Origin of the sequence: Pedobacter paludis (assembly GCF_003173575.1) — a bacterium.
GTDB classification, from domain to species: Bacteria; Bacteroidota; Bacteroidia; order Sphingobacteriales; family Sphingobacteriaceae; genus Pedobacter; species Pedobacter paludis.
This window is the reverse complement of sequence record NZ_QGNY01000002.1, coordinates 513,242-535,854: the sequence shown is the minus strand read 5'-3', so window position 1 is coordinate 535,854 and position 22,613 is coordinate 513,242. Positions and strand designations below refer to the sequence as shown.

The window sequence follows — 22,613 nt, the reverse complement described above, 5'->3', positions numbered from 1 at the left end:
ATTGCTAGTAAAATCCAGCCCATTCGTTAAATGCAAGAAACAAAAAGACATCGTTATAGATTTTTGAAATGGGTTGCCGGTGTTATTTTTATTGTTTTTATTTTATTAGCCAGTGTAGCCTGGTTCTTGAATGTAAAATCGAGGCCATTGCTTACCGATAGGATAAAAACCTTACTTTACAAATCTACCGATAGCCTTTATACCATTAGTTTTACCCGGGTTTCTACCAATATTTTAACGGGTAATGCAACGCTTCAAAATGTAATCATCAAGGCAGATACCAATCGTTACAAGGAATTGGTGCGCTTAAAGCGAGCGCCAAATAATCTATATCAGGTTTCTTTAAAAAAATTGGTGGTTAAACATTTCCATCCTATAATTCTTTACAGAGAACACAAACTAGAAATTGAGGAAGTTTTATTTGACAAGCCAGAGGTGCTCATGACAAATAAACAATTGGCCTTTAATGAGAATAGGCCACCCAGACCTATTAAATCTCCATATGATATCATTTCTAAAAACCTAACCTCATTTAATATTCAATCTATATTGTTTAGAGATGCGAGCTTTAAATACATCAATAAAAATGTAGCCAAGCCAGAGGTTTTTGCTATTGATGATTTAAATATCGGCTTAACAGATTTGCTTGTTGATTCTACCTCTGCTGAAGATCCAACCCGATTTTATCTGCTTAAGGATGTAGTAATCAATCTTAAGGATTACGTTTATCCAACACCGGATAAAATGTATAAAATCAATTTAAATCAACTCGATTTTAGAGCATCAACAGGACGATTAAAGGTGAAAAAATTTGCCCTTGAACCTTTATACGATGAAATGAAGTTTGGGCGTGTTGCTGGGTATGCAAAAGATAGGTTTGATATTCAAATGAGCGATATTTCTTTAAACGGGCTCGATTTGCCACTTTATATTAGCAAGCAAGAAGTTTGGGCTAAAGAAATGGCTGTAGCCAACGGTTCGGTTTCTGTTTTTAACAACAATGAATTACCCAAGCGTGAAAAGGAAAGCAAAATCGGCAAGTTTCCCCATCAACTCTTACAAGCTTTGGGCATCCCGATTTTAATTCAAAAAATACAGCTTAAGGATATAAATATTGTTTATTCGGTTTTTGATAAACAGAGTAAGCAACGTGGAAGATTATCATTCGAAAACACATCCGGTACAATAAGCAATGCCACTAATGTAGAAAAAATTAAAGCCATAAATCCTGTTATGGATGCCAATTTAACCACTTATTTAATGGGTCAGGGCAAAATGGATTTAAATTTTAAATTCGACCTTACCGCAAATAATGGTGCCTTTTCTTATAATGGTATACTTCAAAATTTTAATGCCCGGGTTTTAAATCAAATTACAAAGCCTTTAGGCATGGTTAGGATTAATAGAGGAAATGTAGATAAGCTTTCTTTTAATTTTAAAGCAAATGATTTGGGCGCAAAAGGAAAACTAGATTTTACCTATTTTGATTTGTCTGTTGCATTAATGAAAAACGACCCCGAAAAAGATCATTTGGTTAAGCGTGGTTTGCTTTCGTTTTTGGCTAATGCGCTAATTATAAAATCAGAAAACCCGGGGCCTGACGGAAAAGTCGTTTCTGCTAACGTAAGCTATGATAGACCAGCCAACACATCATTCTTTAATCTAATATGGAAAAGTCTTTTTGTTGGCATAAAGTATAGCATTGGCATTACCGAAGAAAAGCAGAACGAAATGCGGGACCATATTGCCAAGTTTAAGGCTATGAGAGAAAGTCATCGTTTGCGAAAGTTGAAAAGACTGGAGCGTAGGCACCAGAAAGAAGAAAGAGAACAAAACGAAAAGCGTTAGTTTTTTGTAACGTTTTTCTATATTTATTCTCTAAAATCAAAAAACTAAAACTATGGTTATTGCCCTCCTAATTATCGCCTTTGTATTTATCATCGGGATTTTCTTTTACAACTCCCTTATTGGGAAGAGAAATCAGGTTACCAACGCCTTTTCTGCAATTGATGTAATGCTAAAAAAGCGTTTCGATTTAATTCCGAACTTAGTAGAAGTTGTAAAACAGTACACCACCTACGAGTCGGGTACGTTGTCAAAAATTGTCGAGCTTCGTGCTAAAGCTACTTCGGGTACCATAAGTGATGCTGAAAAAGCATCATTAGATGCTCAATTAAGTACGAGCGTGAAAGGATTGATGGTTAATGTAGAAAATTATCCGGATTTAAAGGCCAATACCAACTTCATTAATTTACAAACCACCTGGACAGAAAGTGAAGAGCAGATTGCGGCCGCAAGAAGAACTTACAATTCTGCAGTTACAGATTACAACAACTCCATAATGATGTTTCCTGGAAGTATGTTTGCAGGCATGTTGGGCTATCAGCAAATTTCTGTTTTGGATACAGCCGAAGAGGAACGCAAAAATGTAAGTGCAAAGGATCTTTTTAACAGTTAATGAGCTTAAGTATTGATGGAAATGTTGCCCTACAGAACGTATTGGCAACATTAGAAGTTGAACGTAAAAAAATTGCATCTACCCAAACCAAAGGTTATCTTTTTATCGGTGGTGGAATTTTATTGGGCATATTGGGTACTGTTGCCGGTTTCCCTGTACCATCTATATTGGCAGGATTAGTCCCTATTATTTTTGGCGGGATTACCCTTTACCGCATAAGCGATGAGCTACGTGCTTACAAAGACGCCTTTAAACGGGATGTAATTGGTACAGCGCTAAAAAACTTAGATCAAAGCTTAACAATTGACCCGTATAAAGGCATTTATGAGCCAGAGTTTATTGGTTCTCAGCTTTTTAAAACAGATCCAGATCGTTATAGTACTGAAGATTTAGTAAGAGGGGTAGCAGGTAAAACTGGTTTTTATTTTGCGGAGGTACATGCAGAATACAAAACAGAGGTACGAACTAAAAATGGAACGCGTACCGAATGGCACGATATTTTTAAGGGAATTATTTTCGTAGCCGACTTCAACAAGAATTTTAATGGTGTAACCATAGTTAGACCGAAAGATATCGGCAGTTCTATTGGTGCATGGTTTTCCAAAAATGTTTTTTCTTTTGGCAACAACGATGTTGTTCAGTTGGAAAATACCGCTTTCTGCAAAGAGTTTATAACTTATGCTAACGATCAGGTTGAGGCTAGGTATATTCTTACACCTGCAATGATGGAAAGAATTTTAGAGCTCAATAGCCGGGCAAAGTACACCCTTACCATGTCATTTATCAGCTCTAGAATGTATATCGGTTTTCCGTTGGATAGAAACTATTTTGAAGCACCAATATTTAAAACACTATTAAACCCCGATTTACTAAATGAGGATATCTCTACAATTAATTTTATGTATGATATCATCAGGGAATTGGATTTAAATACAAGAATTTGGGGCAAGAACTAACTTAAATGTTTTCTTACAATTTCTTCAAGAGCAGCAATATCAAATGGTTTTGATAAATAGCTATCTGCTCCAGCTTCGTTAGCCAATGCAGAAATATCGTTATTTGCCGAAAAATAAATAACTGGGATGTGCTTTAAATCCGGGTGATTTTTTAGCGCTTTTGTTGCTTGGATTCCACCCAAATCCGGTAACCAGTTATCCATAAAAATAATATCCGGCATGTAATCTGCTACTTGCTTTTCGATGTTATTTGCATTTTCTGATGTTTTGATTTCATATCCGGCATCCTCTAAAATAAAGGTGCATAAATCAAGGATATCCTTATTATCATCAAAAACAAATACTTTCTTTGTAACCATCATAAATCTATCTACAGAAAGGCAATCCTATCGTTTAATTAAATTGTTAATATATTCTGCCATTTCGGTGGCATGTAAAACTGCGTCAGCCTTTACGTTGCTAAACGCTTGCTGAGGCATATACGGCATTATAGCACTCTTAGGATTCTGTATAACCACCTTGCCCCCTAAATTGTTTACAACTTTTAGGCCATTTACTCCATCAGCGTTAGAACCTGACAACAAAATGCAGACTAAACTGTATTTAAATACCTCTGCAGCAGATTGAAAAGTTACATCAATTGATGGTCTTGAATAATTTACTTTTTCAGAATAATCTAAAGAAAAAGTCTTGTCTTCTTCGATTAACAAATGATAATCTGCCGGTGCTATATAAACGTTTTTGGCCAATAGCGGAGTTTTTTCTTCTGCTTCCCTTACATTTAAAACGGTTCTCGCCTGAAGCAGATCCGTTAATAAACTCTCATTATTAGCCTTGCGATGCACCACCAAAATAATGGGAAAATCTATATCATTGCTTAATGCCGGAAAAATTTCTAAAAGCACATCCAGGCTTCCGGCAGAACCACCTATTACCAGTGCACCGCAAGAATTAAAAGTTAAAGTTTCCGCCATATTTTTTCGGTTTTAACTCTCTTATACTCTTTGGATTTGGCCCAAAATTCTAAACTTTCCTTACTTCCTAATGCAATATAACCTAATTTTTCTATGCTGTTATCAAATAAATTAAACACTTTGTGCTGAAGTTCCTTATCAAAATAAATTAATACGTTTCTGCAAAGGATTAGCTGAAACTCATTAAAAGAATGATCAGATACCAGGTTATGTGTAGAAAAAATCATCTTCGAACTTAATGTTTCATCAAATTTCGCCAATGAATAATTGGCTGTATAGTAACTCGAAAAATCTTTTATTCCTCCCGAATTTACATAATTTTCGGAGTACTGTTTTAAGTAGTTTAACGGAAACATACCCTTCTTGGCCTTTTCTAAAACCGATGGGTTTATATCCGTTGCGTAAATAAGCGATTTGCTTAATAAATTTAGCTCTTTTAAAACAATTGCAAGTGAGTAAGCTTCTTCGCCGGTAGAACAACCTGCAACCCAAACCCTTATAAATGGGTAAGTGCCTAAAACAGGCAAAACATCGTTTCTGAGTGCTTTGTAGAAAGATGGATCGCGGAACATTTCTGTAACGTTTACGGTAATCTCTTCTAAAAACCTTTTAAAATATTGTTTGTCGCTTTTAATGGTATACCGAAACTCTGCAAAGCTTACAAAGTTATCTATAGCATATAAACGTGTTATTCTACGCTTAATGGATGCATGCGAATATTCCAGAAAATCGTATCCGTGAGCTTCCAAAACATCATTCAAAAGAATCTCTACCTGCTCATTATCTATCGCATCACTTATCACCTTCTATGTTGTAAAATTTTCTATTTGTATTAATAATTCATCTACGTTAATGGGTTTGGATATATACCCCGAAGCACCTGCAGATAAACACCGTTCCTTATCGCCAACCATGGCCTGAGCAGTAACTGCCAAAACTGGAATATCCTGCATTTTAGCAGATTTTTTCATTACCGAAATGGCCTGGTAACCATCCATATCCGGCATCATCATATCCATTAAAACAATTGCCACGTTCTCGTTTTCTTCCATTATAGAAAAACCCTCCCTGGCACTCAAAGCAGATACACATTCAAAACCTTTGGCTTTTAAAACAGCTTTTAATGCGAAAATGTTTCGGTTGTCATCATCAATAATGAGAATTAATTTTTTAGGCATAATTTATTAAAAAGAGGGTTAAGAGTTGTGGTGATTTTCGTAAAGCCAAACGCGTAACAGTGAAACCAGCTGATCCATATCTACAGGCTTGCTGATGTAATCTGATGCGCCCGCAGCAATACATTTTTCCCTATCGCCCATCATGGCTTTGGCGGTTACAGCTAAAATAGGCAAATTGCGGTATTTCAAATCTTGCCTAATTGCTGTCGTGGTTTCATATCCATCAAGTTCTGGCATCATCATATCCATTAAAACCACATCAACATTTGTATTTTCGCTTAGTAGTTTTAAGGCTTCCTTACCATCTGTGGCAGCCAAAACCTTCATTTGATGCTGTTCTAAAACCTTAGTTAACGAGAAAATATTTCTAACATCATCATCCGCCACCAAAACAGTCTTACCCTTTAATACATCCTGCAATTCAGAGAATTTCTTAGGCGCCTTATTTTTGTCTTTGTTTTTTTCTTCTACCAGATGAAGAAACAAACCTGCCTCATCTAAAATACGTTGATAAGAATGGGCTGTTTTTACAACGATAGAATCTGCATACTGCTTAATTCTATTTTCCTCTCCTTTAGATAAACTTTTTCCGGTAAAAATAATAATCGGCAGGTTTTCTAAACCAGGCGTTTTCTTTACCACTTCCAGTGTTTCGTAAGCGTGCTTATCCGGAATGCCCATATCTAAAATAACACAGTTTATATCTGGCTTATTTAATGCAGATACCCCTTGGCTAACTTGATTTACAACTTCCGTTTGGATATTGAAATTGCTTAAGAAGTAACTTAGGGCTTTGGCATGTTGTTCGTTTTCCTCAACAATTAACACCTTTTTGGGGTGGCGGCTTAAAGCATGTTCCAGTTTATGAAAAATTTCCTGCATGTGCTCGAAAGCGAAAGGTTTATTGATAAAATCAACCGCTCCCTTTAGTAAACTTTCTTTTTTTACCTGCAATGAAGACATAATGTGTACTGGAATTGGGCGAGTTTCTGGATTTGATTTTAGCTCTTCCATTACTTGCCAGCCATCTTTTATAGGCAACTGGATATCCAATAAAATTGCAACAGGATTGTAGGCCTTTGCCATTTCGATTCCAACATCGCCCCGAACCGCAACTAAACCCTTGTAATTTCGCTTACGGGTAAAATCGAGCAGGGTTTTGGCAAATGGCGTATCATCTTCTACAATTAAAATTACCTTGTCATCAGGTTGAATATTTTCGCGGTCATCTTCAATTTCTTCTGGAATATTGGAAACCGTTAAATTGCTTACCTTTTTAACGGGCAACTCTGGCACTACAACTTCTACAGGTTTTTCCCAAGGATTTGAAACCCCCTCGAAACCTTTATTTTTATCAATAGGGAGTGTTAAGGTAAAAATACTTCCTTCACCTTCAGCGCTTTTTAAATCGATGTAGCCACCCAAAAGCTTGGCTAATTCTCTGCTTATGGATAAACCTAAGCCCGTTCCGCCAAACTTGCGTCTGGTAGATCCATCAGCTTGCTGGAAGGCTTCGAATACCATTGCCTGTTTTTCTGGCGCAATACCTACTCCGGTATCGGTAACTTTAAAAATTAAGGCATTGAGATTCTCATTTTTAACAATATTTAAGGTAACAGAACCTTGTGTTGTAAACTTGATTGCATTTGATAAAAGATTTTTCAGAATCTGTTCCAATCGCATTTTATCGGTATGGAAAAACTCTGGCACTTCATCGGTTTTTTCTACAACCAGTTTTAGGTTTTTATCTTTTGCTACCGGATTAAATAGCGAGCGCATGTTGCTTATAACCTCATCAATTTTAATATTGGCACGATCAAGCTCCATTTTACCAGCCTCAATTTTCGAAAGATCGAGAATTTCGTCAATTAAGCTTAATAAACCTTGTCCAGAGCTTTGAATAACCTCGGCATATTCTTGATGTTCTTTTTCTATCTCTTCATTTTCGGCCATTAATCTAGAGAGCAGCAAAATCGAATTTAACGGCGTTCTCAGTTCGTGAGACATATTCGCCAAGAATTCCGACTTATATTTTGTGCTTAATTCCAGTGCTTCGGCTTTCTGCTGAATTTCAATATTTCGCTCTTCGATAAGTTCGTTTTTCTCTTCTAAAAGGCTACTTCTTTCTTCGAGTTCCTGGTTACTTTGAAGCAATTCTTCTTGTTGAACGCGAAGTTCTTCTTCCGATGCCTGAAGTTTCTGGGCCTGTGCTTCAAGCTCTGCATTCATACCTTCTAGCTCGTTGTGCTGTACTTGAAGTTCTTCTGACTGAGCTTGTGTTTCTTCTAACAATTGTTGAAGTTTTTGTCTGTTTTGTGCGCCCAATAATGCAGTACCTACATCGCTTAAAACAAGATTTAAAAAATGCAGCTGCAAATCTGAATAATTGGTGATGGTGCCCAACTCTAAACCGCCAATCGAAATTCCGTTTCTTATAATTGGCAATACCAACAATTGCGCCGGCTTAATATTTCCTGTTGCATAACTTATGGTAATTTCTCCCTGTGGAACATCTTCCAGCAATATTGATTTTCCTGATTTTACGGCCTGACCAATTAAGCCTTGCCCTAATTCTATAACCTCTGCCAGATCTTGCTTATGCAATGCATACTGTCCTTTTAAATGAAGATAGCCATCATCCTTAAAAAGGTAAACAGCTCCAACTTGACTTTTAGTATAGGAAACCAAAAATTCGATAATGTCATCAGCCAAATGGAAAACGTCTTTCTCGCCAACCATTTTAACATTCAAGTTGGCCACTCCAGTTTGCAACCACTCATTTTCTGCAAGGGTATCAAATGATTTTTTGAGTGAAAACGACATCGTATTTAGAGATTCGGAGAGTTCTCCAATATCATCTTTTGATTGTTCATCCAATTTAACGCCGTAGTTACCGCTAGAAATTTGAGAGGCAATTTCTTTAATGGCAACAATCCGTTTCTCCATCTCATATTTTTTATCCTCGATTTCTTTTTGAAGCTTAACGCGTTCGTCAAAATCAACCGAGACTTTTCTATAAAAAAACAAGGTGATTAAAATGGCTAAAATGGCAGCAACCAATATTAAGATTGGCGTGTATGATGTTAGTTTGTTTAGTTCTATCGTTCTAACCTCCAACAGTCGTCTTTCTTCCTTAACCATTTGGCTCACTACGGTTCTGGCCTGGTCCATATAGGTTTTACCCTGAAACAGCACGGTTGGATCCACCTGTCCGCCAAGCGATTTAATTTCTATTGTTGACTGTAAAATCCCCATTCGCTTAGACATAATATTTCTCAACTCAGCAACTTTCTTTTGCTGAACGGGGTTGTCTTTGGTGTTTTCGCCAACTTTGTTTAAAGTATTTAAAGCGGTATCGCTTGCACCGTTATAAGGCTCTAAAAAAACTTTATTTCCGGTTAACAAATAACCTCTTTGACCAGTTTCGGCATCTTTAAGGGTCGATATAATATTCTGTACGTCTAATATAACCTCATCGCTGTGCTTAACCAGCTCAGTGCTTTTAATTAGGTTGCTAATGCTTACATATGAAGCTAATGAACTGATAAAAAGAATAATTAGCGATAAGCCCAAGCCTAAGCGTAAATTATTTTTAAGAGTTGTTTTCATTTATTGAGAAGTATATTGTGTTTGTTTGGTAATTAGAATCAGTTAGGCTTCTACGGCAAGGTTTTTTTCTTCTATAATAGGGATAATGAAATAAAATTCGGAACCCTCATTAAGAACGCTATTCACTCCAATTGTTCCGCTGTGTCTTTTAATAATTTCAGAACAGATGTACAACCCGATTCCCAAACCGTTAAAGCGATTGCTGTTTTCTTCTACACGATAGAATTTTTCGAATATTTTGAGCTGCTGTTCAGCGTCGATTCCGATTCCGAAATCTTTTACGGCCAAGTAAAGTTTACCATCTTTAATGTTGATGGTTACATTTACCTGATTGGTTCCGGGTGCATATTTTATAGCGTTGGTTATAAAGTTAATTACAACCTGCTCTAACCTCACCTCATCTCCAAAAACCATTTCTTCGGTTTTGCCTAACTTAGTAATCTTGAAGTCTGGATAATTTTGTTGCAACATTTCTATGGCATTATTAACCATATTATCTGCACAAAAAGGCTGCATATTAAACTTCAGTTTTCCGCTCTCGATTTTAGAAATATCAAGCAGGTCAACTATCAGATCATTTAGCTTCTCTAATTGAATGCTGGCCTTATTTAAATGATTTTGAGCAGTAGCTTTATCATCTTTATTAATGCTGCGCTGAAGCAGCTGAATGTATCCCTTTACGCTGGTTAAAGGGGTTTTTAATTCATGACTGGCAATGCTGATAAATTCATCTTTTTTATGCTCGGCCTGCTTTCGAAATTCGATTTCTTCTAATAGCTTTTCCTGAACTTCGTTTAGTTTTCTGCTCTGCTCGTAAATCCGGTAAAAGGTTTTTATTTTAAGCAATAGCACATTAATATCAACGGGCTTGGTAATGTAGTCCAATCCGCCGCTTAAGTAACCTTTGGTAATAAATTTAAGTTCTGTATTTACTGCCGATAGAAAAATTATGGCGGTATCTTTTGCTTTGCTAAATCCAGATATGGCTTCTGCAACCTCAAAGCCATCCATATCTGGCATCTGAACATCGAGAATGATTAGAACGTAGTTATTTTTTAATACTTTTTTTAGCGCTTCTTCGCCGGATGATGCGGTATCAACCTCAAAATTGTGTGCTTGGAGTACTTTCGATAAAGAGATCAGGTTTTCAGGCCTGTCATCAACTATAAGGATCATCTTTGATAAAACAAATAAGAAGCCGGGATAATTATGTTTGGTTTAGAGAAAAAATTCTCGATAACTGTAAACAAACAACAGAAGTTTAAAATGGTTTTAACTTTTTATAAATTATTTGAATTAAAGGTATCGCCTTGTTTAATATCGCCGGTTTCAAATCCTTTTTTAAACCAGTACATGCGTTGTTGCGAAGTTCCATGGGTAAAAGAATCGGGCTGTACATCGCCTGTAGCTTGTTTTTGCAACTTATCATCACCAATTGCATTTGCAGCGGTTAGCGCTTCTTCTATGTCGCCTTCATCCAATTTAAAATCCTTTAAGTTTTGAGCATTATGCGCCCAAAGGCCGGCAAAAAAATCGGCCTGAAGTTCTAATTTTACTGATAAACGATTGTATTCTTTTTCGCTTACCTGCCCGCGTGCCTGGTCTAGTTTTTCGGAAATGCCCAAAAGATTTTGTACATGATGACCCACCTCATGCGCAATAACGTAAGCTTGGGCAAAATCGCCAGCGGCACCAAAACGGTTTTTCAGTTCGTCATAAAATGATAAATCGATATATACCTTTTGATCTCCAGGGCAATAAAACGGACCAACATTGGCGCTGGCATTTCCGCAGGCCGTTTGAACAGCTTCTCTAAATAGCCTAAGTTTAGGATATTCGTACTGTTTGCCCATTGCCTTAAATTCCTGATCCCAAACCTGTTCTGTAGATTCTAAAACACCCGAAACAAACTGCGCCTGAGGATCATTCTGTGGTACACCTTGTTTAACTTCGGTATTGTCCGTTGCAGGAATCTGGCTTACCAAACCGCTTAAATCCTTACCAAAAAACAAGCCTAAAACAATAACAATTAAGCCAATACCGCCACCTAGAACAGTTTTACCTCCGCCACCGCTTCTTCCATCTTCTACATTATTACTTCCTTTACCGAACCATTGCATGTTTATATATTTTTAGTTGTATGAATAACCCTTGGTATTTAAAATTGTTATACTAAAGTATAAATTATTTCATTTGGTTTAACACGCTTTTATTCTTTTGGGTTGTAAACGCTTTTAAATAAAAAAAACCCAAGTGTTAACCTGGGCTTTCTTTAGTGCGAGCACTTAACTATTAAAAACAGCAATTGCCTTTTCTATTCGGGATTTGGTTTCTTTGGCACCAAGTAAAATTGCGATATCAAAAACCCCAGGCCCAAACTTACCGCCAACCAGCATTATTCTAAACGGAAGCATTAATTCTCCTGGTTTAAATCCCTTTTCTTCGGCTAATGCCTTAAAGGCTGTTTCTGCAATTGAGGCATCAGTTAAGTTTATATTTTCAGCGTAAGCTTTAAAAAACTCCGCTTTCTCCGGTGTCCATTTTGGTTTTACAGATGCTGTATCGTATTCGGCAGGTGCCCTAAAGAAGTAACCGCTTTGAGCAACAAAATCTGGCAATAAGGTACAGCGATCTTTAATTAAATCTATAATTGTAAATAAGAACGAATCGTTTTTTACATCAACACCTGCAAATTTTAATTCTTGCTTAACGCTTGGTGCCAAACGTTCGGCTGATTGTACTTTAATCCACTCGTGGTTATACCATTTGGCCTTTTCGAAATCGAATTTAGCCCCTGCTTTGCTGATTCTTTCGATAGAAAATTTTTCTTCCAATTCTGCTAAGGCAAATAATTCTTGATCGGTTCCATCATTCCAACCCAAAAGGGCTAACATATTGATGAAAGCCTCAGGTAAAAAGCCCATTTCTTTAAAGCCTTTGGTCATATCGCCAGTTTTTGGATCAGTCCAGTTCATGGCATAAACGGGAAAGCCTAAACGATCACCGTCACGTTTGCTTAATTTTCCATGTCCATCAGGTTTCAAAATTAAAGGTAAATGCGCCCATTGAGGCATATCGCTTTCCCAACCCAGATATTTCCAAAGTAAAATATGAATGGGTGCAGAAGGCAACCATTCTTCTCCCCTAAAAGCATGGCTAATTTCCATGGCCTTATCATCTACAACAACCGCTAAATGATAGGTTGGCATACCATCTGCCTTTAATAAGACTTTATCATCAACCTGTGCCGTTTCGAAACTTACATCGCCACGAATTAAATCGTTGAAATGAACAACTTCGTTCTCAGGAATTTTTATGCGAATTACATGTGGTGTGTTAGCACTTAAAAGGTCTTCTACTTCGCTAATGGTAAGCGTTAACGAATTGCGCATCTGCATCCGTGTGGCCTGCCCATATTGAAAGTTTGAAATTTCTTTTCGCTTAACATCCAGTTCTTCTGGCGTATCGAAAGCGTAATAGGCATAGCCATCTGTAATTAACTGCTCTGCAAATTTTCTGTAACTTGGTTTACGCTCGCTTTGGCGGTATGGCCCGTAATTACCGGGGTTATTTGGGCTTTCATCTGGAGTAATGCCACACCAGTTTAAACAATCTACAATGTATTCTTCAGCACCTTCAACAAAACGGTTTTGATCGGTATCTTCAATACGTAAAACGAAAGTTCCATTGTTTTTTTTTGCAAACAAATAATTAAACAATGCGGTACGAACACCGCCTAAATGCAGGCCACCAGTTGGACTTGGGGCAAATCTTACTCTAACTTTTTTATCCATAATTGGGTTGTTGAGCGATTATGTTTGGCCTTTTTACGCTTTAAGCGCTTATTGCCAAATATTAACCGCAAGACGCCACAAAGATATGTTTTTCATCTATTTTATAATGCCTTTATCTGCGGTGAAGCCATTATCGTTGCTTAATGGTTTTTGAAAAAGCATAATGGTTTTGTGTTTTTTTCGTTTTGTTATTGTATTTTGCCTATCCAAAGCATGAATCCATACGAAAAGAAACGCCGCTGGAAATTTTTCCTTCTCATTTTTGCCATTCTAATTGGCATCGCCTCAGTATTTTACACCGACTCTTTTGTTAAAAAAATGGAGCGTGAAGAAGCCAATCAAATTCAACTTTGGGTTAAAATACAAGAACGCTCCATGTTCTTAATGGACAATGACAATTTCACAGAAATCGTAGAAAGCGTACGAAAAAACACAAAAGCGCCTGTAGTAGTGGTAGATTCTTCTGGACATATTACCACATACTTTGGATTAGATTCGACTAAAACGAATTATTCTACAGATACTAAATTGGTTTACGACAGCCTTTATTTTGTTCATCAGCTTAGCAAAATGAAAGCCCAACACCGGCCTCTGGATATGAATATTTTAGGTGCACCATATAAAGCCTATTATAAAGATTCTTTTATACTTACTCAGCTTCGATATTTCCCATACATCCAAATGATAGTGATTTTCCTTTTCTTGATAACTGCCTATGCGGCTTTTAGTTCATCGAGAAGAGCAGAGCAAGATCATGTATGGGTTGGTTTGGCAAAGGAAACGGCACACCAGTTGGGTACTCCAATTTCATCACTCATGGCCTGGACGGAGTTAATGAAATCTAAATTCGATGCCGAAGATGATCCATTGATTGCTGAAATGGAAAACGATATTAAACGGCTGGAAATTATTACCGATCGTTTCTCCAAAATTGGCTCAAAACCGATTTTAGAAGACCATACAGTTTACATTGTGATCAGTAATTTTATCGATTATTTTAAAGTAAGAACATCCGATAAAGTTAAATTCAGCATCACTGGCGATGATCAGGTTAGGGCGATGTTAAACATTCCTTTATTTGATTGGGTTATCGAAAACCTGTTAAAAAACGCCGCAAATGCCATTGAAAATGAAGGTTCGATAGCCATTAACATTATAGAAAATTTGGCAAAGGAGCAAGTGTTTATAGATGTGACCGATAGTGGAAAGGGAATTCCAAGATCTAAGTTCGATGCTGTTTTCCAGCCGGGATATACCACTAGAAAACGTGGCTGGGGTTTGGGTTTATCGTTAACGAAACGCATTGTAGAAAACTACCACAGCGGAGAAATTTTTGTTAAAGATTCCGAACTTGGCAAAGGCACAACCTTTAGAATTATATTAAAAAGCAGTTTAACATATGAACCGACCACAGCCTAACGAATATCCTGTTTGGGGCGAAACTTACATCAGTAAAGTTGATGGCGATATTTTCGAAATTCTGGAAGAACAGGTTTTTAGCATTCCGGCTTTGTTCGAATCTAGTAAGCAAAAAGAAAATTTTGCTTATGCCGATGGCAAATGGACGCTTAAGGAAATGCTTGGCCACATTATAGATTGCGAACGTATATTTGTTTACCGCATGACCTGTTTTGCACGAAACGAGCAACAGCATCTTCCTGGTTTTGAAGAAGACGATTATGTTGCCAATGCCCATTTTGGCGAGCGTAACTATGAAGACATGATTGAAGAATTTGGAGCCCTTCGCAAAGCCAATCTTTATTTTTTCAAAAGTCTTAACGAAGAAGAATTAAATAGAAAGGGAGTTGCTTCGGCAAGAGAGATTACTGTAAAATCTATTTTATTTATAGCGGCGGGTCATATTATTCATCATGTTGGTGTACTAAAAGAACGTTACCATGTGGTTTAAAGACTTTACAATTGATGATTTAAACAATCGCCCGAAAAACCATTTGGGTGCTTTGCTCGACATTAAATTTACAGAAATCGGTGAAGATTTTATTGTTGGAACCATGCCAGTAGATGAAAGAACCCATCAGCCTGCCGGAATTTTACATGGTGGTGCTTCGGTTGTTTTGGCAGAAACACTCGGGAGCATTGCTTCTTACATGTGTATCGATCCAGAAAAATATGTTGCCGTAGGTTTAGAAGTTAACGCCAATCATTTACGTCCGGTTAAAAGCGGTTTGGTTAAAGGCATTTGTAAACCTTTGCACGTTGGCGCAAAAACCCAGGTTTGGGAAATTAAGATTTACGATCAACGTGGAAAAATGAACTGCATCAGTAGGCTTACTGTTGCAATAATAAATAAACCGCAATAACGGAGGAATATGCTTAAGCCATGGTACGTGTCTCCACGTACCATTAAACTTGTTTATACTTTATAATCTTTTTCGATGGCTTTCTTTTCTATCAAAAATGAGGTTATTAAACCTAAACCGCCAAAAATTCCGACAAATCCAAAGTAAATTGCAACAGCCTGTCCTTCTTCAGCGTCTGTCATGCTGCCACAAAACACACCTCTAACGGTAAATAAAGCAACCAACAAACCTAAGCCTACACCAACCATTAACAAGCCGAATTTCAAACTTAAATACGGTTTCGGTACCGAAGCGCGATTAAGTCTTGGATCCATGCCCCGCTCAATCATTGCCATTTTTTCTTTGTTCGATAAATATCTGATCCCAAATACCATCGCGAATGTTCCCAAGAACATTGATATGGGTACTAATATGCCATTCATAATTATAATTTTTTATTGTTAATACTTCTGTTTTTATTTTGAACCGCGTTCTGTGTATTATGACAACATGGTTTTTAATCAGGTTACACCCGGTAGAGAAAAAAATCAATAAATAATCATCGGTTTCAAATTGGAGGTAAAAAACTTCTTTACCTTTACCGCATGAACTGGATTATATTAATTATAGCTGGCTTTTTCGAAGTTGGCTTTACAACCTGCCTAAAACTTTCGAATAATTTTACGAACGTAAAATGGAGCATCGGTTTTTTAATTTCCATAACATTAAGTTTTATTCTGTTGAATAAAGCCACTCAAACGTTACCAATGGGAACTGCATATGCCGTATGGACAGGCATTGGCGCCGTTGGAACCGTAATAATCGGGATTACATATTTTAATGAACCAGCAACTTTCTGGCGCATCTTTTTTATCTGCACGCTTATTGGATCTATCGCCGGATTAAAGTTTTTTGCCTCGCATTAGTATTTCCAAACATTTTATTAGGTGCTGTTCGGGATGTTAGCAAAGCGCACCTCGAACATGGGGATATTATGGATTTGTAATCCATCCACAACACATTGAGGTTTGTCAAACCTCCATTATCCTTAAATTCGACATGCCCTGCGGAACATATTGAACAGCGAATATTGCAGTTCTCCAAATTGAACTGTCCTTTCATTTTTGAAAAACCATCTATAAAACATCTGCAGATAATAATACAAATCGTTCTTTTGCCTGTAACCTCGATATCTTTAATGTAGTCTTAGTTTAAGCATGGAGCAAAAATTTACAGATTTAGAGCTGATCCAACAGGTATTGAACGGCGAAACCGGGCAATATGCATTGTTGGTGAAACAGCATCAAAGGTTTGTATTTACACTTGCCCTAAGGTTTGCAAAAAACAGAGAAGATGCTGAAGAAATTGCTCAAGACTGTTTTGTTAAAGCCTATAGAGCGCTGGGAACTTTTAAACAAACGGCAAAGTTTAGCACTTGGCTTTATACCATTACGTACACAACAGCCATGACTTTTTTGCGCAAAAAGCGTTTAGAAACTTCATCCATTAACGAGGATGATACGCTAATTCAACTCGAAAATCATATTTCGGGCTTTAACGCAAATGGATATGAAAAACAGAATAGTCATGCTTTTTTAAACCAGGCCATTACACTTTTAGCACCAGATGATGCAACAATCATTACCATGTTTTATCAAGGCGAGCAAAGTTTAGAGGAAATTGGTGAGGCTTTACATATTGAGCCAAATACGGTGAAGGTAAAATTGCACCGAGCAAGACAAAGATTAAAGGAAAAATTACAATATTTACTAAAAGATGAAGTAAAGGAGTTACTATGAATACAATAGAACAACAGCTTTGGGATTATATAGATGGCAATTTAGATGAAAATCTAAAAAAATCAATCGAAGAAAAAATTGATTCTGATCCACAAATTAAGCTTCAGTATGACGAGTTTTTAAAGTTTAACCTCACTTTTAGCAATCTGGATTTAGAAGAGCCATCAATGTCATTCACTAGAAAGGTGATGGAAGATATTGCCTTGGTACCGGCGCCAATTTCGTTAAAAACAAAGGTAGATAAGCGAATTATTTATATTATTAGCAGCTTTTTTGTTTTATCTATATCGGCAATTTTAGGTTTTATTGCTTACAACACCAAGTTTACAATGCCAAATTTTGATTTCGATTTAACTTTTAATTTTGATACAGGCAAAATAATTACGCCAACAACGATCAACATTTTCTTGTTTGTAGATTTGATCATCGGGCTGGTTTTTATGGATTATTTTTTGAGAAAGAAAACTGCCCAAAAACAGTTATAGATTATAGACGTATTATTCCCGCTGATCAAAATGATTTACGCAGAGTAATTATCTGTGAAATCTGCGAAATCTGTGGGAGCTAATAGAAAAACCTATTTGGCAAAACTTAGTATTTCCCGCTGATCAAAAGGATTTACGCAGAAAATATTTCAATCTGCATAATTAGCGAAATCCGTGGGAGCCAATAAAAATCTACTTGGCCAAAACTTAACATCCAATTATCAGTAAAAATAAAAAGGGTTGCCTTCTTGCGAGAGCAACCCTTTCCATAAATATGATAAATAAATTAAATTACTTTCACATTAACGGCGTTTAAGCCTTTTTTACCGTTAGCAACTTCGTACTGAACTTTGTCGTTTTCACGGATTTCGTCGATAAGACCTGTTGAATGAACAAAAATTTCGCTATCGCCGTTAGCTGGTACGATAAAGCCAAAACCTTTAGTTACATTGAAGAATTTTACTGTGCCTTCTTGCATTGTATTAAATATTAAAATTAAGTGTGCAAGGTAAGTTTTAATTTTTAAAATCAAAATAAATTTTAACATTTTTTTAACGTTAAAATTTTGTAAATAGCAGATTACTAAGGCTTTTTAATTGCCTTGCCTACAATCATAACTGTTATTTGGCTGTTGTGTGCTATTCCTAATGTTGTGCCCGGAACAATATTGAATAGATTTCTGAGGTAAACATCGGCCACACCCTGCATCATTCTTTTTTTGCCTTCGGCGGTTTCTGCCAACACCCCATTAACGTTTAAAATTTTTACCCTTCCGGCATAATCTACAATAGCCGAACACTCATAAGCAAAATCTTTATATGCCCTATCGATTTCAATTCTATACTGTGGAAACAGGTAATCGTAAGCGGCAGTTCGTTTTTGAAGTTTATCTACTGTACTGAATTTCTTAACCGTAACAATTTTGCTTTTGGGAATAAACTGAACTGGTGAGGTTGCCGCAAAAGCACTATCGCTATTCGCATTAACCTGTGCCGATCTTTTCTCTATGAACAATGTATCTTGCTTACTCGGTTTTTGCAATTCGGCTGCCGAAATTTTCAATTTATTTTTAATATAGCTTTGGGCATAAAAAGTCATGTTTACATCCGAACGGATATCTGCAGCAATTACTTTTCCATCGACCTGAATGCGTTGAAAAACTAAACTGTCTTTACTAATGTGCTTTACCTTAAAAAACTCTTCTGCAAAGTTGTACACGTTTCCATGATCATATTGAAGGTAAAACTTTTGCATAATCTGTTTCTGCGGGCTCCAGGCCATCATGGTGTCTTCTGCTGCAACTTCAATTATCCATGAGGGTTTTTGCATAAAGCCATCCTCATTAAAAGAAAGGCCATTGCTAAAACGTCTCTTTACCTCCTCATAACGGATGCCTTTTACGGGTGCAAAGGTAAAATCTCTCAAAGTTGCATCGGTACTTTTGGTTCTGGTACAAGCAGAAAAAAGCAACGCCAAAAAGAAAAGCTTTATAATATTGTTGATCATTTTTAAACTAAAATCTTCGGCTAAAATAAATAATTAACCTTAGGGCAATAAAATTTATTTCTTCCTTTTAACTAAAACCACATTGGCTACCTTTCGTTGCCCTGCATGGTCCCATTTTTTGTTATCTGTAGGGTAATTGATTACTCCACCATCTGCAAAACCGTTTACCCATAACGTGGTAGAGCCACCGCCATCAAAATTAAGCACCGTTGAACAGCCCAGCCATTTCATTAATTTGGTTAGTTCGTGCAAACTCATACCTGCTGAATTGTCATTTCTCCCATCAACAGTTAGCAGAATTACCCTTCCATTTGGTTTAATGCCTAAACAGGTTCTTGGATGGCGTAAATAGGTAAAGCTGGTTGTATCTAACATTTCATTCACGTTATTAAAAGTTAGTAAAGGTCCGTTTAGCAAAACGTTTTGTTCGGGTAATCTGGTTTCCCAATCTGTTGAGCCATCCCATTTTTTTACGGCAAGCATTCCATTATCAATTACAACAGCCGCCTGTTGGTGCCGAGCCCGAGTTCCGTTTTTATCCAATCTAACCGTATTAATTACCTGGCCATTTACCTTTACAAAATCGACTGAGCCTCCATTTTTAACATCAAAGAAATTACCATTAACCGCAGCAATAGCTGTATCTCTTAAACCAAAATTACTTGTGGTTATCAGTTCCTTTACTTCTGCATCTAATGCAAAAACGGCTTTTCTGCCTGTATTTTTTATTTCTAGATAGGAAATGTTCTCATTGGCCAAGAATAGGTTTTTCTGGTTAAAATGATGTTGATACAAGCGCACCTGTTTAGCCACTCGTGTTTTCTGCCATTTGGCCTTAACTATTGTTATCGAATCGGTGTTTTGAGCAAAACCAGATAAGGCGCAAATACACAGTAACATTAAGCATGATAGTCTTTTAAACATAGGAAATAGATTTGCATTAAAATTAAAAAAAAACGGAGCAAACCAACTTAATGATCTGCTCCGTTTTTGTAACATTAAGAAAACACTTACTTTTTAGGATCGAGAATGTTTTTGATTCTAATACCCAAATCTTCGTAGTGTGCTTTTGTAACTGCATCTCCAGCAACCGATCTTGCTTTAACAGTAACAAGCAGAGACTTAAGTTCTGCTCTAACCAATGGCCTGATATCCGATAGGCTGATGTTAATTGGTGTTAAGCCATAACTTGCAGCGGCATCAACAGGAAAACCAACAGGCAATTCAGATTCGGTTGTCATTAAAGATCCCAAACGATCTACATATGCTCTCTGTAAGTTGCGTTTAAAACCATCGGCTCTGCCTGCCACAAAAACCGAGGTTTTTAAATCTGCAAATAATTCTGGCAAGGTATAGGCTTTAGTTGCGCCATTTTTTGTTTCGTTATCTAATAAACGAGCAATGCGTGATGCAGATAAAAGACCAACCAACGTGTTTGTTTGCACAGATTTGATTCTGTTTAACAATACTCCATTATCGAATTTGCCTAGTTGCTCGTTATTGATTAACCAAAGTGGCGTAGTAAACAATTGCTGATTGAAAAAAGTGATTGCCTCTTTCTGTTTTGCTTTTGATAAATATGCATAAACAGGACCAGATTGATCGTAGGTTTTAAAATTCTCGCTCATACCGCCAACATTTGTAGCAACGTGCCCCATGTAACGGTTATATTGACCAACAATTTCCGTGTAAATTTCTTTTAAATCGCTATAGTCTTTTCCTTTTTGGTAGGTCCATTTTTCTACGTTTGGCAAAATGCGCTTTAAGTTTGCAATGCCATAATTACTGGCTTTCATTGCGTTATCGCCCAAATCCTCACTCTGTAAACGAGGATCCAAAGTAGTACCCTGGCGGCCATAAAAATATAAAGGGTTGCCCGCATTTTTTAAGGTCCATTGGTCTAAAACTTCTTTTTCCTGCTCTGAAGATTTATTGCCTGGAAACCAGGTATATCCCCATTTTACAGCCCATTTATCGTATTCGCCAATTTGAGGATGAAGTTTGGTCACGCCATCTCCAGGTTGAGCAATGTAGTTGAAACGGGCATAATCCATAATAGACGGTGCCGTTCCATGTGCATTGGTAAAGGTTTTAGAACGAAGTGAATCTACCGGATAAGCATAGCTAGAGCCGAAATTATGAGGTAAACCTAAAGTATGCCCTATTTCGTGTGATGACACAAAACGAATTAATTCGCCCATTTGTTCATCTGTAAACTGTGCTTTACGAACTGCGGGATTAATGGCCGCTGTTTGAACAAAATACCAATTGCGCAATAAGCTCATTACGTTGTGGTACCAACCAATATGGGTTTCTAAAATCTGGCCAGTTCTTGGATCGCTAACGTGCGGACCATAGGCATTTGCAATATCAGAAGCGAAATAGCGAACAACAGAATATCTAGAATCTTCTACACTAAATTGAGGATCTTGTTGAGGAGTTGGCGCTTCTTTACCAATAATTGCATTTTTAAAACCCGCAGCCTCAAAAGCAACTTGCCAATCGTTAATCCCCTCAATTAAGTAAGGAACCCATTTTTTCGGCGTAGCCGGATCAATATAAATAATGATTGGTTTTATTGGCTCAACCAATTCGCCACGTTTGTAAGCGTTGGTATCTTTTGGGACCAAATTCCACCTGTGAATATAAGCAGTACGTTCTGCCTTTTGCGCATTTGTTCCGTAATCGATTTGAGACTGACCAAAATATCCCACTCTGGCATCCATAATTCTTGCCTTTACCGGGATTTTTGGCAACAACAACATCGATGTATTAAATTCGAACGTAACCGCTGCGTTGCTATTATCTGTTGGCGATTCTAATGCACGATAAGTTTTTGCTGTTTTAACCTCAATGTTAATTGGGAAAGTTTTAACCGTATCAATGTAAGAACGAGTGGCATCAAACATGGTAACTTTATACATTTTACGAATTTGATCGGTAGCACCAATCGCCATAATATCGCCATTGTAAAAATCAGTAACATCGATAACCACACCGGTGGTATCTTTATTATAAGCCTTAACTTCAAAACTTGCCAAAATCTGATCAAGATTTGAGTTTTTTACAGATTCAGACATATCGCTGTTTGGATCAGCCTTTGTTGCATAACTTGGAACACGGATAAAAATCTGCTTTCCTCTACGCTCCCACTTCCAAACCTGCTCATTTAATTCTTCGCCGCCGTATTGTTGATTGCCAACTTTTACACCTGCCGGAACTTTTGCTAAACGAGTAACCACTAACATTTCGCGATTGATCATCGAATCTGGTATTTCAAAATACCACCTATCGTCTACTTTATGGGTTTTAAAAAGACCTGTTGTTGTTTTTGCTTTGGATGTAATTACTTCAGAAAAAGGTTTAATGCCTTCTTTTTTTTGTGCTGCGGGTGCTGGTGCAGATTGAACTGGAGCAGTTGTTTTTTTGGGAGTGGTTTTGTTTGGCCATTTTTGTGCGTATGCCGTGCTTGTTCCGGCCACACCAAATGCAACAATACCTGCAAAAGCAAGTATTTTAACTTTTTTATTCATGTGTGTTTATTGGTTTTATGA

The 22,613-nt window shown here is 37.1% G+C and carries 22 protein-coding genes; 9 read left to right on the top strand and 13 right to left on the bottom strand.

Features of this window, described 5'->3' with window-relative positions; translation table 11 throughout:
- Positions 1-30: 30 nt before the first annotated feature.
- Genes DF947_RS06860 through DF947_RS06850 form a run of 3 tightly spaced genes read left to right on the top strand, consistent with a single transcriptional unit; the run spans position 31 to position 3,414 of the window.
- A complete protein-coding gene (locus tag DF947_RS06860; RefSeq protein ID WP_109928956.1) occupies positions 31-1,848 on the top strand; it encodes a hypothetical protein in 1,818 nt (605 codons plus the stop codon).
- A 52-nt stretch (positions 1,849-1,900) separates the two neighbouring features.
- Entirely contained in the window at positions 1,901-2,458 is a 558-nt protein-coding gene (locus tag DF947_RS06855; RefSeq protein WP_109928955.1) for a LemA family protein, read from the top strand.
- The gene (locus tag DF947_RS06850; protein ID WP_109928954.1) at positions 2,458-3,414 is read left to right on the top strand and encodes a DUF3137 domain-containing protein; all 957 of its coding nucleotides are present in this window, start codon (positions 2,458-2,460) and stop codon (positions 3,412-3,414) included. The genes DF947_RS06855 and DF947_RS06850 overlap by 1 nt, the downstream gene beginning before the upstream one ends.
- Here DF947_RS06850 and DF947_RS06845 read toward each other — a convergent pair.
- The 8 genes from DF947_RS06845 to gltX all read right to left on the bottom strand — a co-directional run bounded on the left by DF947_RS06845 (position 3,411) and on the right by gltX (position 12,969).
- Positions 3,411-3,776, bottom strand: a complete 366-nt coding sequence (locus DF947_RS06845) for a response regulator (protein ID WP_205940749.1) — start codon at positions 3,774-3,776, stop codon at positions 3,411-3,413. The two genes, DF947_RS06850 and DF947_RS06845, sit on opposite strands and share 4 nt — an antisense overlap.
- Before the next feature lie 24 nt (positions 3,777-3,800).
- The gene (locus DF947_RS06840) at positions 3,801-4,388 is read right to left on the bottom strand and encodes a chemotaxis protein CheB (protein WP_109928953.1); all 588 of its coding nucleotides are present in this window, start codon (positions 4,386-4,388) and stop codon (positions 3,801-3,803) included.
- Positions 4,373-5,191 carry a CheR family methyltransferase gene (locus DF947_RS06835; RefSeq protein ID WP_109928952.1) on the bottom strand — a complete coding sequence of 273 codons (819 nt, stop codon included), beginning with the start codon at positions 5,189-5,191 and terminating at the stop codon, positions 4,373-4,375. Before DF947_RS06835 ends, DF947_RS06840 begins: the two co-directional genes overlap by 16 nt.
- A 3-nt stretch (positions 5,192-5,194) precedes the next feature.
- The gene (locus DF947_RS06830; protein WP_109928951.1) at positions 5,195-5,566 is read right to left on the bottom strand and encodes a response regulator; all 372 of its coding nucleotides are present in this window, start codon (positions 5,564-5,566) and stop codon (positions 5,195-5,197) included.
- A gap of 18 nt (positions 5,567-5,584) precedes the next feature.
- A complete protein-coding gene (locus tag DF947_RS06825; protein ID WP_109928950.1) occupies positions 5,585-9,175 on the bottom strand; it encodes a response regulator in 3,591 nt (1,196 codons plus the stop codon).
- A 42-nt stretch (positions 9,176-9,217) separates the two neighbouring features.
- Positions 9,218-10,351, bottom strand: coding sequence for a sensor histidine kinase (locus DF947_RS06820; RefSeq protein ID WP_109928949.1), 1,134 nt, complete (start codon positions 10,349-10,351; stop codon positions 9,218-9,220).
- 104 nt (positions 10,352-10,455) lie between these two features.
- The gene (gene ypfJ, locus DF947_RS06815; protein WP_109928948.1) at positions 10,456-11,295 is read right to left on the bottom strand and encodes a KPN_02809 family neutral zinc metallopeptidase; all 840 of its coding nucleotides are present in this window, start codon (positions 11,293-11,295) and stop codon (positions 10,456-10,458) included.
- A gap of 165 nt (positions 11,296-11,460) precedes the next feature.
- Positions 11,461-12,969 carry a glutamate--tRNA ligase gene (gene gltX / locus DF947_RS06810; protein WP_109928947.1) on the bottom strand — a complete coding sequence of 503 codons (1,509 nt, stop codon included), beginning with the start codon at positions 12,967-12,969 and terminating at the stop codon, positions 11,461-11,463.
- Positions 12,970-13,182: 213 nt separating this feature from the next.
- On the opposite strand from gltX, the gene DF947_RS06805 reads away from it, so the two are divergent.
- The 3 genes from DF947_RS06805 to DF947_RS06795 are packed head-to-tail and all read left to right on the top strand — an operon-like array spanning position 13,183 to position 15,290.
- Entirely contained in the window at positions 13,183-14,388 is a 1,206-nt protein-coding gene (locus DF947_RS06805) for a sensor histidine kinase (protein WP_109928946.1), read from the top strand.
- Positions 14,369-14,878, top strand: a complete 510-nt coding sequence (locus tag DF947_RS06800) for a DinB family protein (protein WP_109928945.1) — start codon at positions 14,369-14,371, stop codon at positions 14,876-14,878. The genes DF947_RS06805 and DF947_RS06800 overlap by 20 nt, the downstream gene beginning before the upstream one ends.
- On the top strand, positions 14,868-15,290 hold the full coding sequence (locus tag DF947_RS06795; RefSeq protein ID WP_109928944.1) for a hotdog fold thioesterase: 423 nt from the start codon (positions 14,868-14,870) through the stop codon (positions 15,288-15,290). Before DF947_RS06800 ends, DF947_RS06795 begins: the two co-directional genes overlap by 11 nt.
- 53 nt (positions 15,291-15,343) lie before the next feature.
- On the opposite strand, the gene DF947_RS06790 is transcribed toward DF947_RS06795, so the two are convergent.
- On the bottom strand, positions 15,344-15,712 hold the full coding sequence (locus tag DF947_RS06790; RefSeq protein ID WP_109928943.1) for a DUF6249 domain-containing protein: 369 nt from the start codon (positions 15,710-15,712) through the stop codon (positions 15,344-15,346).
- Positions 15,713-15,874: 162 nt separating this feature from the next.
- Between DF947_RS06790 and DF947_RS06785 the strand changes: the two genes are divergently transcribed.
- The 3 genes from DF947_RS06785 to DF947_RS06775 all read left to right on the top strand — a co-directional run bounded on the left by DF947_RS06785 (position 15,875) and on the right by DF947_RS06775 (position 17,553).
- Entirely contained in the window at positions 15,875-16,195 is a 321-nt protein-coding gene (locus DF947_RS06785; RefSeq protein ID WP_109928942.1) for a DMT family transporter, read from the top strand.
- A 291-nt stretch (positions 16,196-16,486) separates the two neighbouring features.
- Positions 16,487-17,068, top strand: coding sequence for an RNA polymerase sigma factor (locus tag DF947_RS06780; RefSeq protein ID WP_109928941.1), 582 nt, complete (start codon positions 16,487-16,489; stop codon positions 17,066-17,068).
- Positions 17,065-17,553, top strand: a complete 489-nt coding sequence (locus tag DF947_RS06775) for an anti-sigma factor (RefSeq protein ID WP_109928940.1) — start codon at positions 17,065-17,067, stop codon at positions 17,551-17,553. The genes DF947_RS06780 and DF947_RS06775 overlap by 4 nt, the downstream gene beginning before the upstream one ends.
- 286 nt (positions 17,554-17,839) lie before the next feature.
- Here DF947_RS06775 and DF947_RS06770 read toward each other — a convergent pair whose 3' ends face one another.
- From DF947_RS06770 to DF947_RS06755, 4 genes are all read right to left on the bottom strand, one after another.
- Positions 17,840-18,031, bottom strand: coding sequence for a cold-shock protein (locus DF947_RS06770; protein WP_025141747.1), 192 nt, complete (start codon positions 18,029-18,031; stop codon positions 17,840-17,842).
- A 104-nt stretch (positions 18,032-18,135) separates the two neighbouring features.
- The gene (locus DF947_RS06765; RefSeq protein WP_109928939.1) at positions 18,136-19,059 is read right to left on the bottom strand and encodes a hypothetical protein; all 924 of its coding nucleotides are present in this window, start codon (positions 19,057-19,059) and stop codon (positions 18,136-18,138) included.
- A 54-nt stretch (positions 19,060-19,113) separates the two neighbouring features.
- Positions 19,114-19,959 (bottom strand): phosphodiester glycosidase family protein, encoded by an 846-nt coding sequence (locus tag DF947_RS06760; protein ID WP_240615327.1) that lies wholly within the window; start codon positions 19,957-19,959, stop codon positions 19,114-19,116.
- Between the two features lie 110 nt (positions 19,960-20,069).
- Positions 20,070-22,592, bottom strand: coding sequence for a zinc-dependent metalloprotease (locus DF947_RS06755; protein WP_109928938.1), 2,523 nt, complete (start codon positions 22,590-22,592; stop codon positions 20,070-20,072).
- Positions 22,593-22,613 lie beyond the last annotated feature (21 nt).

What these genes read in the sequence shown, in the direction of transcription:
- DF947_RS06850 (WP_109928954.1), top strand. Translation starts at nt 2,458, where the DNA reads ATGAGCTTAAGTATTGATGGAAATGTTGCCCTACAGAACGTATTGGCA.
- DF947_RS06755 (WP_109928938.1), bottom strand. Translation starts at nt 22,592, where the DNA reads ATGAATAAAAAAGTTAAAATACTTGCTTTTGCAGGTATTGTTGCATTT.
- DF947_RS06765 (WP_109928939.1), bottom strand. Translation starts at nt 19,059, where the DNA reads ATGATCAACAATATTATAAAGCTTTTCTTTTTGGCGTTGCTTTTTTCT.
- gltX (WP_109928947.1), bottom strand. Translation starts at nt 12,969, where the DNA reads ATGGATAAAAAAGTTAGAGTAAGATTTGCCCCAAGTCCAACTGGTGGC.
- DF947_RS06840 (WP_109928953.1), bottom strand. Translation starts at nt 4,388, where the DNA reads ATGGCGGAAACTTTAACTTTTAATTCTTGCGGTGCACTGGTAATAGGT.
- ypfJ (WP_109928948.1), bottom strand. Translation starts at nt 11,295, where the DNA reads ATGCAATGGTTCGGTAAAGGAAGTAATAATGTAGAAGATGGAAGAAGC.
- DF947_RS06805 (WP_109928946.1), top strand. Translation starts at nt 13,183, where the DNA reads ATGAATCCATACGAAAAGAAACGCCGCTGGAAATTTTTCCTTCTCATT.
- DF947_RS06800 (WP_109928945.1), top strand. Translation starts at nt 14,369, where the DNA reads ATGAACCGACCACAGCCTAACGAATATCCTGTTTGGGGCGAAACTTAC.
- DF947_RS06820 (WP_109928949.1), bottom strand. Translation starts at nt 10,351, where the DNA reads ATGATCCTTATAGTTGATGACAGGCCTGAAAACCTGATCTCTTTATCG.
- DF947_RS06785 (WP_109928942.1), top strand. Translation starts at nt 15,875, where the DNA reads ATGAACTGGATTATATTAATTATAGCTGGCTTTTTCGAAGTTGGCTTT.
- DF947_RS06830 (WP_109928951.1), bottom strand. Translation starts at nt 5,566, where the DNA reads ATGCCTAAAAAATTAATTCTCATTATTGATGATGACAACCGAAACATT.
- DF947_RS06825 (WP_109928950.1), bottom strand. Translation starts at nt 9,175, where the DNA reads ATGAAAACAACTCTTAAAAATAATTTACGCTTAGGCTTGGGCTTATCG.
- DF947_RS06860 (WP_109928956.1), top strand. Translation starts at nt 31, where the DNA reads ATGCAAGAAACAAAAAGACATCGTTATAGATTTTTGAAATGGGTTGCC.
- DF947_RS06845 (WP_205940749.1), bottom strand. Translation starts at nt 3,776, where the DNA reads ATGATGGTTACAAAGAAAGTATTTGTTTTTGATGATAATAAGGATATC.
- DF947_RS06780 (WP_109928941.1), top strand. Translation starts at nt 16,487, where the DNA reads ATGGAGCAAAAATTTACAGATTTAGAGCTGATCCAACAGGTATTGAAC.
- DF947_RS06760 (WP_240615327.1), bottom strand. Translation starts at nt 19,959, where the DNA reads ATGTTACTGTGTATTTGCGCCTTATCTGGTTTTGCTCAAAACACCGAT.
- DF947_RS06855 (WP_109928955.1), top strand. Translation starts at nt 1,901, where the DNA reads ATGGTTATTGCCCTCCTAATTATCGCCTTTGTATTTATCATCGGGATT.
- DF947_RS06790 (WP_109928943.1), bottom strand. Translation starts at nt 15,712, where the DNA reads ATGAATGGCATATTAGTACCCATATCAATGTTCTTGGGAACATTCGCG.
- DF947_RS06775 (WP_109928940.1), top strand. Translation starts at nt 17,065, where the DNA reads ATGAATACAATAGAACAACAGCTTTGGGATTATATAGATGGCAATTTA.
- DF947_RS06770 (WP_025141747.1), bottom strand. Translation starts at nt 18,031, where the DNA reads ATGCAAGAAGGCACAGTAAAATTCTTCAATGTAACTAAAGGTTTTGGC.
- DF947_RS06795 (WP_109928944.1), top strand. Translation starts at nt 14,868, where the DNA reads ATGTGGTTTAAAGACTTTACAATTGATGATTTAAACAATCGCCCGAAA.